This window comes from Streptomyces sp. ISL-98, from assembly GCF_018614055.1.
GTDB lineage: Bacteria > Actinomycetota > Actinomycetes > Streptomycetales > Streptomycetaceae > Streptomyces > Streptomyces spiramyceticus.
The window spans coordinates 43,986-58,669 of record NZ_JAGGPB010000043.1 but is presented as its reverse complement, the minus strand read 5'-3'; the positions used below and the strand labels follow the sequence as shown (position 1 = coordinate 58,669).

Annotated in this window: 16 protein-coding genes and 1 pseudogene; 2 read left to right on the top strand and 15 right to left on the bottom strand. The window is 69.2% G+C overall.

The genetic code is table 11. The features are described from left to right. Positions 1-11: 11 nt before the first annotated feature. From J7I98_RS27370 to mnmA, 5 genes are all read right to left on the bottom strand, one after another. A complete protein-coding gene (locus J7I98_RS27370) occupies positions 12-1,007 on the bottom strand; it encodes a methionine synthase (RefSeq protein WP_214927457.1) in 996 nt (331 codons plus the stop codon). 11 nt (positions 1,008-1,018) lie between these two features. After that, a complete protein-coding gene (locus tag J7I98_RS27365) occupies positions 1,019-1,708 on the bottom strand; it encodes an SDR family oxidoreductase (RefSeq protein WP_214927455.1) in 690 nt (229 codons plus the stop codon). A 16-nt stretch (positions 1,709-1,724) separates the two neighbouring features. Further along, a complete protein-coding gene (locus J7I98_RS27360) occupies positions 1,725-2,264 on the bottom strand; it encodes a TIGR00730 family Rossman fold protein (protein WP_214927448.1) in 540 nt (179 codons plus the stop codon). Next, on the bottom strand, positions 2,261-3,064 hold the full coding sequence (locus J7I98_RS27355) for a class I SAM-dependent methyltransferase (protein WP_214927440.1): 804 nt from the start codon (positions 3,062-3,064) through the stop codon (positions 2,261-2,263). The genes J7I98_RS27360 and J7I98_RS27355 overlap by 4 nt, the downstream gene beginning before the upstream one ends. A gap of 296 nt (positions 3,065-3,360) precedes the next feature. Then, positions 3,361-4,479, bottom strand: coding sequence for a tRNA 2-thiouridine(34) synthase MnmA (gene mnmA, locus J7I98_RS27350; protein ID WP_214927438.1), 1,119 nt, complete (start codon positions 4,477-4,479; stop codon positions 3,361-3,363). A gap of 54 nt (positions 4,480-4,533) precedes the next feature. Here mnmA and J7I98_RS27345 point away from each other — a divergent pair, with 54 nt between their 5' ends. Beyond that, positions 4,534-5,226 (top strand): N-acetylmuramoyl-L-alanine amidase, encoded by a 693-nt coding sequence (locus J7I98_RS27345; protein WP_214927436.1) that lies wholly within the window; start codon positions 4,534-4,536, stop codon positions 5,224-5,226. Positions 5,227-5,278: 52 nt separating this feature from the next. On the opposite strand, the gene J7I98_RS27340 is transcribed toward J7I98_RS27345, so the two are convergent. The 3 genes from J7I98_RS27340 to J7I98_RS27330 form a co-directional block, all read right to left on the bottom strand. After that, positions 5,279-6,448, bottom strand: a complete 1,170-nt coding sequence (locus J7I98_RS27340) for a cysteine desulfurase family protein (protein WP_214927434.1) — start codon at positions 6,446-6,448, stop codon at positions 5,279-5,281. A 78-nt stretch (positions 6,449-6,526) separates the two neighbouring features. Further along, a complete protein-coding gene (locus tag J7I98_RS27335; RefSeq protein WP_214927859.1) occupies positions 6,527-6,799 on the bottom strand; it encodes a DUF4190 domain-containing protein in 273 nt (90 codons plus the stop codon). Positions 6,800-6,815: 16 nt separating this feature from the next. Further along, positions 6,816-6,980: a hypothetical protein gene (locus J7I98_RS27330; protein WP_214927432.1), complete on the bottom strand. Its 165-nt coding sequence runs from the start codon at positions 6,978-6,980 to the stop codon at positions 6,816-6,818. Positions 6,981-7,066: 86 nt separating this feature from the next. On the opposite strand from J7I98_RS27330, the gene J7I98_RS27325 reads away from it, so the two are divergent. After that, positions 7,067-7,693: a TetR family transcriptional regulator gene (locus J7I98_RS27325; RefSeq protein WP_214927430.1), complete on the top strand. Its 627-nt coding sequence runs from the start codon at positions 7,067-7,069 to the stop codon at positions 7,691-7,693. 16 nt (positions 7,694-7,709) lie between these two features. Here J7I98_RS27325 and J7I98_RS27320 read toward each other — a convergent pair. The 7 genes and pseudogenes from J7I98_RS27320 to J7I98_RS27290 all read right to left on the bottom strand — a co-directional run. Further along, a pseudogene (locus J7I98_RS27320) lies at positions 7,710-7,986 on the bottom strand (DNA-binding transcriptional regulator); the annotation flags it as partial. A gap of 13 nt (positions 7,987-7,999) precedes the next feature. After that, a complete protein-coding gene (locus J7I98_RS27315; RefSeq protein ID WP_214927428.1) occupies positions 8,000-8,863 on the bottom strand; it encodes a thioesterase family protein in 864 nt (287 codons plus the stop codon). Positions 8,864-8,889: 26 nt separating this feature from the next. Beyond that, entirely contained in the window at positions 8,890-9,564 is a 675-nt protein-coding gene (locus tag J7I98_RS27310; protein WP_214927426.1) for a trimeric intracellular cation channel family protein, read from the bottom strand. Positions 9,565-9,582: 18 nt separating this feature from the next. Further along, positions 9,583-10,671 (bottom strand): dipeptide ABC transporter ATP-binding protein, encoded by a 1,089-nt coding sequence (locus J7I98_RS27305; RefSeq protein WP_214927424.1) that lies wholly within the window; start codon positions 10,669-10,671, stop codon positions 9,583-9,585. Further along, a complete protein-coding gene (locus J7I98_RS27300) occupies positions 10,668-11,765 on the bottom strand; it encodes an ABC transporter ATP-binding protein (RefSeq protein WP_214927417.1) in 1,098 nt (365 codons plus the stop codon). The genes J7I98_RS27305 and J7I98_RS27300 overlap by 4 nt, the downstream gene beginning before the upstream one ends. After that, complete coding sequence (locus J7I98_RS27295) at positions 11,762-12,760, bottom strand: ABC transporter permease (protein WP_214927858.1); 999 nt, start codon at positions 12,758-12,760, stop codon at positions 11,762-11,764. The genes J7I98_RS27300 and J7I98_RS27295 overlap by 4 nt, the downstream gene beginning before the upstream one ends. Positions 12,761-12,887: 127 nt before the next feature. Then, positions 12,888-14,660: an ABC transporter substrate-binding protein gene (locus J7I98_RS27290; protein WP_214927415.1), complete on the bottom strand. Its 1,773-nt coding sequence runs from the start codon at positions 14,658-14,660 to the stop codon at positions 12,888-12,890. Between the last annotated feature and the right edge of the window lie 24 nt (positions 14,661-14,684).

The window sequence follows — 14,684 nt, the reverse complement described above, 5'->3', positions numbered from 1 at the left end:
TTCGAATCCCGTTACTCAGGGTTGTCCGCGAGCGATCTCGCAGCCCGCACGCAGTGCGCAAGCGCCGCGCGCGCATAGGCGGGGGAAGCCCCCGCCAGCCCGCACGATGGGGTGATCACCAGGGACTCGGCGAGAGTCCCCGGATTCAGCCCCAGCCTGCGCCACAGCGTCCTGACACCCATGACGCTACCGGCAGGGTCTGACAATGGAGCGTCGGTGCCCGGTACGACTCCGGCGAACAGTTGCGTGCCGCCTTCCACCGCCTCACCGATCGCCTCATCGTCACGTTCGGTGAGCAGCGAGAAATCGAACGAGATGCCCGCGGCTCCGGCCCGGCGCAGCAGTCCGAACGGCACGTCCGGCGCGCAGGAATGGACCGTCACCGGGCCGTCGTTGACCGCCATCACGTCGCGCAGCGTGCCCTCGACGACCTGGCGGTCCACCGCCCGGTACGTCCGGTACCCGCTCGCCGTCCTGACGTGCCCGCGCAGAACGGCCGTCAGCGAAGGCTCGTCGAGCTGGAGCACGACCTGGGCGCCGGGCACCCTGCGCCGCACTTCCGCGAGATGCGCCCGCAGCCCTTCGGCCAGTGAGCCCGCCAGGTCCCGGGCCGCGCCGGGATCGCCGACCGCCGACTCGCCGTTCCGCAACTCCAGGGCGGCCGCCAGCGTCCACGGCCCGACGGCCTGCACCTTGAGCGGACCGGTGTACCCCTGGGTGAACTCCTCCAGTGCGTCGAGGTCCTCCCCCAGCCAGGACCGTGCCCGCCGGGTGTCACGCCCGGGACGGTCGCTGAACCGCCAGCCGCTGGGCTCCACATGGACGTACATCTCGACGAGCATCCCGGCGGTCCGCCCGATCATGTCGGCCCCGGGTCCGCGTGCGGGCAGTTCGGCCAGGAACGGGAAGTCCTCGAAGGACCCGACGACGGTCTTCGCGGTCTCGCGCGCGTCGCCGCCGGGCATGGACCCGATGCCGGTCGCGGCGCCCCACCCGTACTCGCTCATCGGCTGCCCGCTCATCGGCCCGGCCGAACTGTGAGGTCGTTGACCTCCGCGTCGCGCGGCAGGTCGATGGCCATGAGGATCGTCGTCGCGACCGACTCCGGGTCGATCCAGCGCGACGGGTCGTACTCCTTGCCCTCCTGCGAGTGGACCTTCTCCTGCATGGCGCTCGCGGTCCGCCCGGGATACACGGAGGTGACGCGCACCCCGTTGCCGTGCTCCTCCTCGCGCAGCGCGTCGGCGAGGGCCTTGAGTCCGTGCTTGCTCGCGGCGTACGGGCCCCATTCGGCGTTCGCGCGAAGTCCGGCGCCCGAGTTCACGAAGACCACATGGCCCTTGTCGAGGCGGAGTTGGGGGAGGAAAAGCCGGGTCAGCTCGGCCGGGGCGATCAGGTTCACGTTGAGCTGGCTGTGCCAGGCCTTCGTGCCGAGGTCGCCGATGCGGCCGAGATCGACGACGCCCGCGATGTGCAGCAGCGAGTCCACCCGCTCCGGCATCGGCTGGTGCGAGAAGGCCCAGGAGAGCCGGTCCGGATTGGCGAGGTCGCCGACGAGCGTACGGGCGCCGGGGAGGGCGTCCGCGAGCTGCTTGGCGCGGCCCGCGTCGCGGGCCATCAGGACGAGGTCGTCGCCGCGCTCGTGCAGACGGCGGGCGACAGCGGCGCCGATGCCGGAGCCTGCCCCGGTGATCACATGTGTAGCCATACGGCCCATGCTCGCATCACCGCACCCCGGCAGACTCCTCAAGGTAGGCCAGTGCCGCGACGCCGTCCTCGGCGAAGAAGACCAGGTCGGTGAGGGGGACGGGCAGGAAGCCCTCCTGGTCCATCCGCTGGAACTGCTGCTTGAGACCGTCGTAGAAGCCCGCCGTGTTGAGCAGCACCACCGGCTTGGTGTGCAGTCCGTGCTTTTTGAGCTCCAGTATTTCGGTGGCCTCGTCCAGCGTGCCCGTGCCGCCGACCATGATGACGATCGCGTCGGACCTCTCCAGCATCAGGGCCTTGCGCTCGGCGAGGTCCTTGGCGATCAGCATCTCGTCCGCGTCCTCGCGCGCCAGAGTGTGCAGGAATTCCACCGAGACGCCGACGAGTCGCCCGCCCGCGTCCTTCACGCCGTCGGCGACGACCTTCATCAGGCCGGCTTCCGACCCGCCCCACACCAGCGTGTGGCCGCCCTTGCCGATAAGTTCGGCGAATTCACGGGCGGGGCGGGTGTAGCGCTCGTCGAGCTCGGCGGCGGAGAGGAAGACGCAGATATTCATGCCCCAACGGTACGGGCGACCTCTGACACTGCCGTGATGCGGATCTTGGACTGGCCGTGCGGCAGGGCCTCCCAGTCCGCCATGAGCTCGCCTCGCAGGCCGTACCGGGCCGCGAGTGCGGTCAGGGTCTCGGTCCGGTAGTAGAAGTCCTCGCGCAGGACGTGGTGTTCGGCGCCTTCCGTACGGTCGAAGGTGAAGTCGAAGTGACCGCCGGGCGCCAGCACGCGTCCTACATGTGCGAAGCACTCCTCGATGACATGCAGCGGCGAGTGCGAGAAGACACTGTGCGCGTGCACGACGTCGAAGTACGCGTCGGGCAGGAAGTCAAAGGTCAGGTCGTCCGTGATGGTGAGGTACGGCAGCTTGTCCTGGAGTCCGTACTGTACGAGCGTCTTCTTGGCGGCGACCAGGATGTCGGGCGAGATGTCGATGCCGTAGTAGTGGCCGGGTTCCAGGTGGTCGATGAAGAGCCGTCCGGCGCGGAGGTTGCCGCAGCCGATCTCCAGCATCCGGTGCTGAGGCCGTAGCCCGTGGCCGACGAGGTAGTCGAACTGCATCTGCCCGATGGCGTTCCAGCGCTCCCGCGAGGGGCGTCCGCCGACGGCCGCCTCCGCGCTGCGGGCGGCGTCCGACGCCATGACCGCCCTGTAGTAGGCGACATGGTCGCGGTGCTTGGCACGCAGCCAGGCGTCGCGGCCCGCCCGGCGTACGTAGGCGGGCACCCGGCCCGGATGCCGTAGGACGTAGCGCACCCGGTGCGCGAGGCTCTTGCGGTTCTTCGCCAGCCGGCCTGCTTCCATGACGCCTCCTTGGCGTTACGTAATGATACGACTACTTAACGTAACGCATGCGGGCCGCCGATGAACTCGGAACGCCGCCCGGTCAGCATGGGTATGAGCAAAAGGAACAGCGCGGTCCCGTGTCGGTGTACGGCACGTCATCGCGCGGGCGGCCGACTCTGGAGGCGGCGAGCGGGCTGCCGAACGACAGAGTCGCCGTGTACGAACCGCCGTTCACGTGGCACCGCAGGCTCTGGCGCCGGCGCTGCTGGAGTTTTTCGCGGGGTGACGGTGGCCGGTAGGGAAAAGCCCGCCGCCTAGGCCAGCGCCGCCGTCCGTGCCGTCGTGGCGATGGTGGCTGAGCCGACTACGCGTGTGCCGTCGTACAGCACGATCGCCTGGCCCGGGGCCACGCCGCGCACCGGCTCGGTGAAGGTGACGCGCAGCTCGCCTTCGATCAGCTCCGCCGTCACCTCCGTCTCGCCCCCGTGCGCCCTCAGCTGCGCCGTGTACGTGCCGCTGCCCTCCGGGGCCGCTCCGCACCAGCGGGGCTTGATGGCGGTGAGCGCCGTGACGTCCAGGGCCTCCACCGGGCCCACCGTCACCGTGTTGTTCACCGGGGAGATGTCCAGGACGTAGCGCGGCTTGCCGTCGGGCGCCGGGTGGCCGATGCGCAGGCCCTTGCGCTGGCCGATCGTGAAGCCGAACGCGCCCTCGTGCGTGCCGAGCTTGGCGCCCGTCTCGTCGACGATGTCGCCCTCCGCCGTGCCGAGACGGTTGGCCAGGAAGCCCTGGGTGTCGCCGTCCGCGATGAAGCAGATGTCGTGGCTGTCGGGCTTCTTCGCGACCGCGAGGCCGCGCCGCTCGGCCTCCGCGCGGATCTCGTCCTTGGTCGTCAGAGTGTCGCCCAGCGGGAACATCGCGTGCGCGAGCTGGCGCTCGTCGAGGACCCCGAGGACGTACGACTGGTCCTTGGCCATGTCGGACGCGCGGTGCAGTTCACGCGTGCCGTCGTCGTTGAGCACGACCGTGGCGTAGTGGCCGGTGCACACCGCGTCGAAGCCCAGCGCGAGCGCCTTGTCCAGCAGCGCCGCGAACTTGATCTTCTCGTTGCAGCGCAGGCAGGGGTTCGGGGTGCGCCCCGCCTCGTACTCCGCGATGAAGTCCTCGACGACGTCCTCGCGGAAGCGCTCGGCGAGATCCCATACGTAGAAGGGGATGCCGATGACATCGGCGGCCCGGCGCGCGTCGCGCGAGTCCTCGATGGTGCAGCAGCCCCGTGCGCCCGTACGGAACGACTGCGGGTTCGCGGACAGAGCGAGGTGGACGCCGGTCACATCGTGCCCGGCCTCGGCGGCTCGGGCAGCGGCAACGGCGGAGTCGACACCGCCGGACATGGCGGCGAGGACACGGAGGCGGCGCGGGGTCTCAGTCATAGCTCCACCAGGGTAGACGGAACCACCGACAGGGCCGAAAGCGTTAAGAGGCTCATGGAGCAGAAGAAGGCGGCAGGAACGGGGACCGTGAGCAGACGCGCGCTGCTCATCGGGGGTGGCGTGGCCGTCGTGGGCGGGGCCGCGGCTGCATTCGGGGACGAGCTGTCCCGGCTGTGGTGGCGCGTACCGGGTGTCGACAAGCAGCGCACGGAAGGCGATGTGGATCACACGGGTGCGCAGTGGGTGGCCGCATCGGCCGCGAATCTGCGGACCGCCGACCGGCCCGACGACTACTCCATCGACCGCATCGTGATCCACGTGACCCAGGGCAGTTTCGCCTCGGCCATCAAGGTCTTCAAGGACCCGTTGCACGCGGCCGCCGCGCATTACGTGATACGCGGCAGCGACGGGCACATCACGCAGATGGCGCGGGAGCTCGACGTCGCCTTCCACGCCGGGAGCCGTTCGTACAACGAGCGGAGCGTCGGCATCGAGCACGAGGGCTTTGTCGACCGGCCACAGTCCTTCACAGGCGTGATGTACCGGTCGTCGGCCCGCCTCGCGGCCGGGATCTGCCGGCGGTACGGGATACCGGCCGACCGGGAGCACATCATCGGCCACGTCGAAGTGCCCGGCACCGACCACACCGACCCCGGGCCGCACTGGGACTGGCCCCGCTACCTCAAGCTCGTACGGGAAGAGCTGGCGAGGCCGGACACCAAGGCGCAACCGGACACCAAGGCATAGCCGTAGACCACCGCGTAACCGGGCGCCCGAATCGTCGGAATCCCCCGGACCGTCAGACGAGTCCGGCCGACCGCGCCCGCTCGACCGCAGGCCCGATCGCCTCGGCCACCGCCGCCACGTCCTCCGCCGTCGACGTATGCCCGAGCGAGAAGCGGAGGGTCCCACGGGCCAGGTCCGGGTCGGTGCCGGTGGCCAGCAGGACGTGGCTGGGCTGGGCGACTCCGGCCGTGCACGCGGACCCGGTGGAGCATTCGATGCCCTGCGCGTCGAGCAGCAGGAGCAGGGAATCGCCCTCGCAGCCCGGGAAGGTGAAGTGGGCGTTGGCGGGCAGGCGGCCGGCCGGGGAGGGGTCGCCGCCGAGGATCGCCGTGGGGTCGGCGGCGCGTACGGCCGCCACCAGGTCGTCGCGCAGGGCGCCGATCTCGCTGGCGAACCGCTCGCGCCGCTCGGCCGCCAGCCGGCCCGCGACCGCGAAGGCGGCGACGGCGGGTACGTCGAGGGTGCCGGAGCGCACGTGCCGCTCCTGGCCGCCGCCGTGCAGCACGGGTACGGGGGTGTAGTCGCGGCCGAGCAGCAGGGCGCCGATGCCGTAGGGTCCGCCGATCTTGTGGCTGGACACCGTCATCGCGGCCAGCCCGGAGGCGGCGAAGTCGACTTCGAGCTGGCCGAAGGCCTGTACCGCGTCGGCGTGCAACGGTACGCCGAACTCGTCTGCCACGTCGGCCAGTTCGCGGACCGGCATGACGGTGCCGATCTCGTTGTTGGCCCACATCACGGTCGCGAGGGCCACGTCGGACGGATCGCGCTCGATGGCCTCGCGCAGCGCGCCGGGGTGGACCCGGCCGTACGCGTCGACGGGCAGGTATTCGACGTTCGCGCCCTCGTGTTCGCCCAGCCAGTGGACGACGTCGAGCACCGCGTGGTGTTCCACCGGACTCACCAGGATGCGGGTTCTGCGGGGGTCGGCGTCGCGGCGGGACCAGTACAGGCCCTTGACGGCGAGGTTGTCGGCCTCGGTGCCGCCCGAGGTGAAGACCACCTCGCTGGGCCGGGCGCCGATGGACTCGGCGAATGTCTCGCGGGCCTCCTCGACGGTACGCCGGGCCCGTCGGCCGGCGGCGTGCAGGGACGAGGCGTTCCCGGTTACGGCGAGCTGGGCCGTCATAGCCTCGACCGCCTCGGGAAGCATCGGCGTGGTCGCGGCGTGGTCGAGGTAAGCCATGGTGGATTCGATTCTACGAGCCCGCCTGGCGCCGCCCCGCCCCGCCCTTGCCCCCACCCCTGTACCGGGCGCGTCCGCTCAGCCCCCGAAGGTCCAGGACACGGTGTTGTCCGCGGATACGAGCACGGCCATAACGACCAGGTCGGCCACTCCGAGCCCGAGTCCGAGCAGCGCCCGGCCCCGGCGTTCCGTGCCGCGCCACAGAGCCATGGACGCCAGGACGATGGCGACGGGGCCGAGGAAGATGTTCAGCACGAGCAGCCCGACAAGGCCGAGCACGAACGAGGCGACGGCCATGCCGTCGACGTCCCGTGAGCCGGTCCGGCCGCGTGCGGATGCGGTCAGTTCCATGGTGCGCATGGCGCGTTCAGCTCCTTCGGGTGGACCGGCGCGAGTGGCGCTCACGGACGGCAAAGACGAGCAGCCAGCCGCCGATGAGCGCGGCGCCGACGAGGGTGACCGGGAGCGGCGCGTGAGCCACCGAGCCCAGCAGAACCCCCAGCATCAGCAGAGCCGCTACAAGAACGAACACGTGCAATCCCTCCTGGGAGTACGACTGTTCACTGACTTCCCAGTCTAGGGTTCCCGTCAACAGAGAACGGTTGTTTACTGAATGTCATGAGTCACAGCGTCGGCATCCGCCAGGCCCAGAAGCAGAAGACCCGTCAGTCCCTCATGGACGCGGCGCTCGTACTGCTGGAGCACCAGAGCCTGAGCAGCCTCGGCCTGCGCGAGGTCACCCGCGTCGTCGGCGTCGCTCCCACCGCGTTCTACCGGCACTTCCGGGACACGGCCGACCTCGGCGTCGCACTCGTCGACGAGGCACTCGGCAGCCTGCACGCGGTGATCCGCGCGACCCTCGCCGCGACCGGCGACAGCGCCGAACGCATCGACAGCACCGTCGGCCTCATCGCGCGCCACGTCCACGCGTACCCCGCCCATGTCCGCTTCATCGCGCGCGAACGCCATGGGGGCGTGGAGCCGGTGCGGGCCGCGATCGGTGAGCAACTGCGCCTGTTCGCCGACGAGGTGGCGGCCTGGCTCGCCACCCAGCCCGAGTCCGCGGGCTGGAGCGAGGACGATCTGCGGATGCTCGCGCATGTCTACGTCGACCACATGGTGATGACGGCGTCCGCCTTCCTGGAGGCCGAGCCGTACGGCGAGGAGCGCGTCGAGGCCGCCGCTTCCCTCGCCCGCCGTCAGCTGCGCCTGGTCAGCCTCGGCCGCCGTCACTGGCTGGACTGAGCGCCGTCGGCCGCTACTCCACCTGGCGTCGCAACACCGCCCAGGTATCGGCCAGTTCCACCCCGGCCCGCCGCCGTGCGGCCGCGTCGCCGCAGCAGCAGCCGGTCCGCGAAGACCGCGGACTGGAGCTCCGCCAGATCGGCCTCGGGCCGCGGCCCGCTCCTCCACCGCACCGGGTCGACGATGATGCGCCGACTCACATCGGTACGGAAGCCGGGCAGCGGCGAGATCCCGCCGTGCCGCCCGCGTTCCGCGTACACCGGCACGCCGGACGCCGACAGCGCCTCGAGGTCACAGCGGCGGAACTCAGTCGCGCGGCGCCCGCGCCAGTTGCCGCGACTGGGCCACGAGGCGGTCCGCGCTGTCCCAGACCTCCGCGTCCTCCTCCAGGAAGCCGCCCGCGAGGTTGCGGGTGGTGATGGAGACGCGCAGCGGTCCGGGTGCGGGGCGGCAGCGGATGTGGGTGGTGAGCTCGACGGTCGGCGTCCAGCCCTCCAGGCCGATCTCGAACGAGGTCGGCGGCAGTGCGTCGACCGTCAGCAGCAGCGACAGCGGGTCGGCGTCGCGCCCGTCCGCCAGGCCGAACCAGCCGCGCATCTCGCCCTTGCCGGACGGCGCCCCGACGGCCCAGCCGACGGTGGCCGGATCGAGCCGGATGCCGAGCCGCTCGGTGATCGGCGCCCCGCCCGGGATGGCGACGGGCCCGGCGTCCGAGCCGAGGCAGTCTGCGTACGGCGGCATGGCCGGCGGAGTGGCAGTCGTACGGACATCGTCGGACAGGCTGTCCAGGTCGCCGTACGAGGCGAGTACGCGGATCCGCTCGACCTCGGTGCCGTCCTCGGCGTACTGGAAGAGGGAGGCCTGGCCGGTGGAGAGGGTGCGTCCGGTGCGGACGACCTGGGTGCGGATGACCGCCTTGCCCGGCACGGACGACGTCAGGTAGTGCGCCGAGACCGTGAACGGGTCGGGGTGCGGCAGCGCGTCGCCGAGTGCGCGGCCGAGGAGGGCGAGGAGGTAGCCGCCGTTGACGGCGTGGAAGATCGTCCAGCCCGCGGAGAGCTCCGCGTCATAGACGCGCGTCTCGCCTGTGTCGCCCGCTTCGCGCAAGGAGACCGCGGTGTCGCGGTCGAATTCGCTGTCTCCGATGGATGCCTGTGTTGCCGTTGCCATGGCAAGCACGCTACACCCGTACGTTACTAAGCGGTAGCTTCTGCTTGGTCCTCGGACTTCGCCGAGCTCCGGTTCCAGGCGCGCGGCGCCCGCCAGTGGTAATGCATCGCGAGCAGGCGCAGCACGAAGGCGGTGACGACGGCGACCCCGCTGGTCGCCGCGTTCAGTACGTCGAAGCGGATGCACAGGGCGACCATCGTGGCCCCGACCATCGCGGGGACGGCGTACAGGTCGCGGTCCCAGCGCAGCAGCGAGGGCACCTCATTGGCGAGGACGTCCCGCAGCACGCCGCCGCCGACCGCGGTGGCCAGGCCCAGCGCCGCCGACGCGGTCAGCCCGAGCCCGTGGTCGTACGCCTTGGTGGTGCCAGTGACGCAGAAGAGCCCGAGCCCGGCCGCGTCGAACGTGTTGACCGAGCCCTGGATGCGCTCCACCTCGGGGTGCAGGAAGAAGACCAGGGCAGCTGCGACGAGCGGGGTGGTGAAGTACCCCAGGTCGGTGAAGGCGGCCGGCGGGACCGCCCCGATGATCAGGTCGCGGAGCAGCCCCCCGCCCAGCGCGGTGACCTCTGCGAGCACCGCGATGCCGAAGACGTCGAAGTTCTTGCGTACGGCGAGCAGAGCGCCGGAGATCGCGAAGACGAAGATCCCGGCGAGGTCGAGCGCATGCTGGACGGAGGGCGTGAAGAGTTCCTGGAACACCGGGCAATTGTGCCGGTTCTATTCCTTGCCGACGTCCCCCGTGCTCTCCTGGCCCGTCGGCGCCTGGTCGGGCGCGTTCTCCGGGTGGTGACAGGCCACCTGGTGGCCGGTCTTCAGGGCGACCAGCGGCGGCTCCTGCGTCTTGCAGATCTCGGTCGCCTTCCAGCACCGGGTGTGGAAGCGGCAGCCCGGGGGCGGCGAGATCGGCGACGGCACGTCGCCCGTGAGCAGGATGCGCTCGCTCTTGACGCCGCGCCGCCTCGGGTCGGGCACCGGCACGGCCGACAGCAGCGCCTTGGTGTACGGGTGCATCGGCGCCTCGTACAGATCCTTGCGGTCCGCGAGCTCCACGATCTTGCCGAGGTACATCACGGCGATGCGGTCGGAGACGTGGCGGATGACCGAGAGGTCGTGCGCGATGATCACGTACGTCAGGCCGAGCTCGTCCTGGAGGTCGTCGAGGAGGTTCACGACCTGCGCCTGGATCGACACGTCCAGGGCGGACACCGGCTCGTCGGCGACGACCAGCTTCGGCTTGAGCGCGAGCGCCCGTGCGATGCCGATGCGCTGGCGCTGGCCGCCGGAGAACTCGTGCGGATACCGGTTGTAGTGCTCGGGATTGAGGCCGACCAGCTCCAGGAGACGCTGGACCTCCTTCTTGATCCCGCCGTCCGGCGTGACGCCCTGGAGCCGGAACGGCGCACTGACGATCGTGCCGACCGTGTGCCGCGGGTTCAGCGACGAGTACGGGTCCTGGAAGATCATCTGTACGTCGCGGCGCATCGGCCGCATGGCCGCGACACCGAGGTGCGTGATGTCCTCGCCCTGGAACTCGATGCGCCCGCCGCTCGGTTCGAGCAGCCTGGTGATCAGCCGGCCCATGGTCGACTTGCCGCAGCCCGACTCACCGACGACACCCAGGGTCTCCCCCGGCCGTACGTCGAAGTCGAGCCCGTCGACCGCCTTCACGGCGCCGACCTGCCGCTGCAGCATCCCCTTCTTGATGGGGAAGTGCTTGACCAGGCCGGAGACCTTCAGCAGCGGCTCGGCCGAAGCGGCGGAAGCCTGCCCAGGGATCGTCACTTCGTGATCCTTTGTCTCGCTCACAGCTTCGGCGCAATCTCTTCGGTCCAGATCCGCGTCCGTTCCTCCTGCGACATGTGGCAGGCGGAGTGGTGCCGGGCGCCGACCTCACGCAGTTCCGGCCGCTCGGTGCGGGTGATGCCGTCCTTCGGCACGTCCGCGTACGGGCAGCGCGGGTTGAAGGCGCAGCCGCTGGGGATGTTGATCAGGCTGGGCGGGGATCCCTTGACCGGGATCAGGCGCTCGGTCTGGTCGCGGTCGATGCGCGGCATCGAACCCAGCAGGCCCCAGGTGTACGGGTGCTGGGGCTCGTAGAAGACCTTCTCGGCGGGGCCGCGCTCGACGCAACGGCCGCCGTACATCACCAGGATGTCGTCGGCCAGCTCGGCGACGACACCCAGGTCGTGGGTGATGATGATGACCGCTGAGCCGAACTCGGCCTGCAGATCCCTGATCAGGTCGAGGATCTGCGCCTGGACGGTCACGTCCAGGGCGGTGGTCGGCTCGTCGGCGATCAGCAGCTCGGGGTTGTTGACCAGCGACATCGCGATCATCGCGCGCTGACGCATACCGCCGGAGAATTCGTGCGGGTAGCTGTCCACCCGCTTCGCCGGCTCCGGGATGCCGACGCGGTCGAGCATCTCGATCGCCCGCTTGCGGGCGGTCTTCTTGTCGACATTGTGGTGGACCCGGTACGCCTCCACGATCTGATGACCGATCGTGTAGTAGGGGTGCAGCGCCGACAGCGGGTCCTGGAAGATCATCGCCATCTCGCGGCCGCGGAGCTTGCGCACCTCGTCCGGGTCGGCGGAGAGCAGTTCCTTGCCGTTCAGCCAGACCTCGCCGGAGATACGGGCCTTGCTCCGCCCGTACTGGCCGACGGTGTGCAGGCCCATGATGCCGAGCGAGGTCACCGACTTGCCGGAGCCCGACTCGCCCACGATGCCGAGGGTCTTGCCCTTCTCCAACTGGAAGGAGAGCCCGTCGACGGACTTGACCACGCCGTCGTCGGTCGGGAAGTGCACCTTCAGATCACGCACTTCGAGGAAGGCGTCCGGGATTTCGGTGCCGGCGCTCACGGGCTCGCCAACGGCGCCGGTCTTGGTCAGCTCGGTCACGAGAGCCTCACTCGGGGGTCGATCACTGCGTACAGAAGGTCCACGACGAGGTTCGCGAGCACGATGAGGAAGGCGGCGATGAGCGTGACGCCGATGATCAGCGGCAGGTCGCGTCCGGTGATCGCCTCAACAGCGGCGTCCCCGAGACCCGGCAGGTTGAACGTGGTCTCGGTCAGCACCGCTCCGCCCACCAGCGCACCCAGGTCCAGGCCGAGAACGGTGAGGATCGGGGTCATGGTCGAGCGCATGGCGTGCTTGCCGATGACCACCGGTTCCCGCAGGCCCTTGGCCCGGGCGGTACGGATGTAGTCCTCGCCGAGGATTTCCAGCATGGTCGCGCGGGTGAGCCGGGCGTACATCGCGGCGTACAGGAAGGCGAGCGTGACCCAGGGAAGGAGCAGGCTCTCGAACCAGGCCGCCGGATTCTCGGTGATGCCCTCGTAGTCGACGCTGATCCACTGCAGTCCGTAACTGAAGATCGCCAGTGAGACCAGGCCGGTGAAGTAGATGGGGAGGGAGACGCCGCCGAGCGCGATGCTCATGGCCGCGCGGTCCCACAGCGTGCCTCGCTTGAGAGCCGAGAGCACACCGGTCGCGACGCCGCCGATCACCCAGAGCAGGCAGGCACCGATCGCCAGGGACACCGTGACCGGGAGCCGGTCCATGAGGATCGGCCAGATCTCCTGCTCGGTACGGAACGAGTAACCGAAGCAGGGCGCCGAACAGTGGCTGACGTCAATACCGTTGGCGTAGTCACGGCCGACCACCAGTCCCTGCAGGAAGTGCCAGAACTGGACGAGGATGGGGTCGCTGAGTCCCATCTTCTGCCGGATGCCCTCGATGGCCTCCGGGTCGGCCTGTTTGCCGACGAAGAGCAGAGCGGGGTCGGTTCCCGTCAGCTTCGGGATCATGAAGAAGATGGCGAAGGTCGCGAGAATGACGACCATCAGCATCACGACGACGGCGAACAAGCGCCGGATGAGGTATGCGAACACTGTGCTCGGCCCGGCGGCGGCCCGGGTCCCCTGCATGGTGGGAGGGGTTTCCCGGGCCGCCGCACACGGCCATCACCTGCCCTTCGGGCTTATCGGGTCCGGTGACGGAGTCGGCGGATCATCACAACTACTTGACGACGCCGAGAGAGACGTAGTCGTAGCGGCCGCTGTAGGAGTCGGCCGTGTAGACGTTGGTCAGGCGGCTGCTGCGCCAGGTGATCGTCTTCTCGTACACGAACGGCAGGTAGACGGCGCGGTCGGAGACCATGTGGTTGATCTCCTTGTAGATCTCACCGGCCTTGTCCGGGTCCGTCTCGGCGATCGCGTCGTCGAAGAGCTTGTTGATCTTCGGGTCGTCGGTCTCGCTGTTGTTGTAGTTGCCGGACGGGACGATGAAGCGACCGTCGACCAGCGGCTGGGAGAAACCCTGGCCGGTCGGGAAGTCCGGGCCCCAGCCCGAGATGATGATGCCGTAGCCCTTGGACTTGACCACCTTCGGCGAACCGTTGATGGAGCTGGACTGGGCACCGTCGATCTGGTCGATCTCGGCCTTGATGCCGACCTTCTCGAGGGACGCCTGCAGCGACTCGGCGGTGGCGACCTCCTGCGGCTTGTTGTTCCGCACCGAGATCGTGGTCTTGAAGCCGTTCGGCTTGCCGCACGCCTTCAGGTGTTCCTTGGCCTTGGCGACGTTCGCGCCCGGGTCCTTCAGCACACCGTACGGGTCGTAGTTGTCGGTGCCCTTGATGCTCTTGGGGAGCATGTTCTCGGCGATCTCGCCACCGGCCAGCGGGCCACCGCGGGCGGTCTGCAGCGACTTCTTGTCGGCCGCGTAGATGACCGCCTTGCGGCAGTCGATGTTGTTCATCGGCGCCACGGTCTCGGGGAAGACGGCGTAACGGATGAAGTTGGTCAGGCCGTTGTCGACATTGGCCTTGTGCTTCTGCAGCGCCTCGGTACGCCCGGACTGGGTCATGCCCGTCGCGTTCAGGTCGAGGTCGTAGTCGCCCTTGATCAGACGCTTGTCGATGTCGTCGGCGTTGGAGCTGATCGTGACCGTGATCTTGTCCGGGAGCGCCGGGCGGATCGGGTCGGAAGACTTCTTCCAGTTCGTGTTGCGCACCAGGGTGCCGCCCTTGCCGGGCGTGTACGACTCGAACTTGTACGGGCCTGAGGAGAAGGGCTTCAGCCCGAACTTGGCCCCGGTGTCCTTCGCCTGCGGGACCGGCGTGCTCGTCGGCAGCGCGAGGATCTGCTCGAAGTCACCGTTGGGCTTGGGAAGCTTGAAGATGATGGTCTTGTCGTCGGGCGTCTCGATGGCCTTCAGGCCGAGCTTGTCCTTCGACTTGTCCTTGTACGGGCCCTTGTACTCGCCCTTGGGGTCGAGGACCTGCTTGAGGTAGCCGGGGCCGCCGGCGATCACATCGGTGGCCCAGGTGCGCTCGATGCCGTACTTGATGTCCTTCGAGGTGATCGGCGAGCCGTCCTCGAAGGTGACGCCGTCGCGCAGCGTGTACTTGTAGGTCTTGCCGTCGTCGCTGATCTCGGCCATGCCGGTGGCCAGATCGGGGACGAGGGAGGTGCTCTTCACGCCCGGCTCGGTCGCGTACGACACGAGCTGACGCGTGTAGAAGCGGGAGAAGTCCCAGGCGAAGCCGTAGTACATGCGCGCCGGGTCGAGGGAGTCGAAGTCCTGGGAGCCCGCGAACTTGAGCGTCCCGCCCTTCTTGGCCGACTTGTTCGCGATGCCCTTGGTCGCGGCGTTGAACCCGGCGGCCTTGCCGTCGCCGTCACCGCCGTTGTCGTTGCCGCCTCCGCAGGCCGCGGTACCCAGCAGAGCCGCGACGACGAGTGCCGACCCTGCGGCCAGTCTGCGCCTTGTTGAGCTGTTGGTTGTCACGATCTCGCATCCTCCGTGAGATTG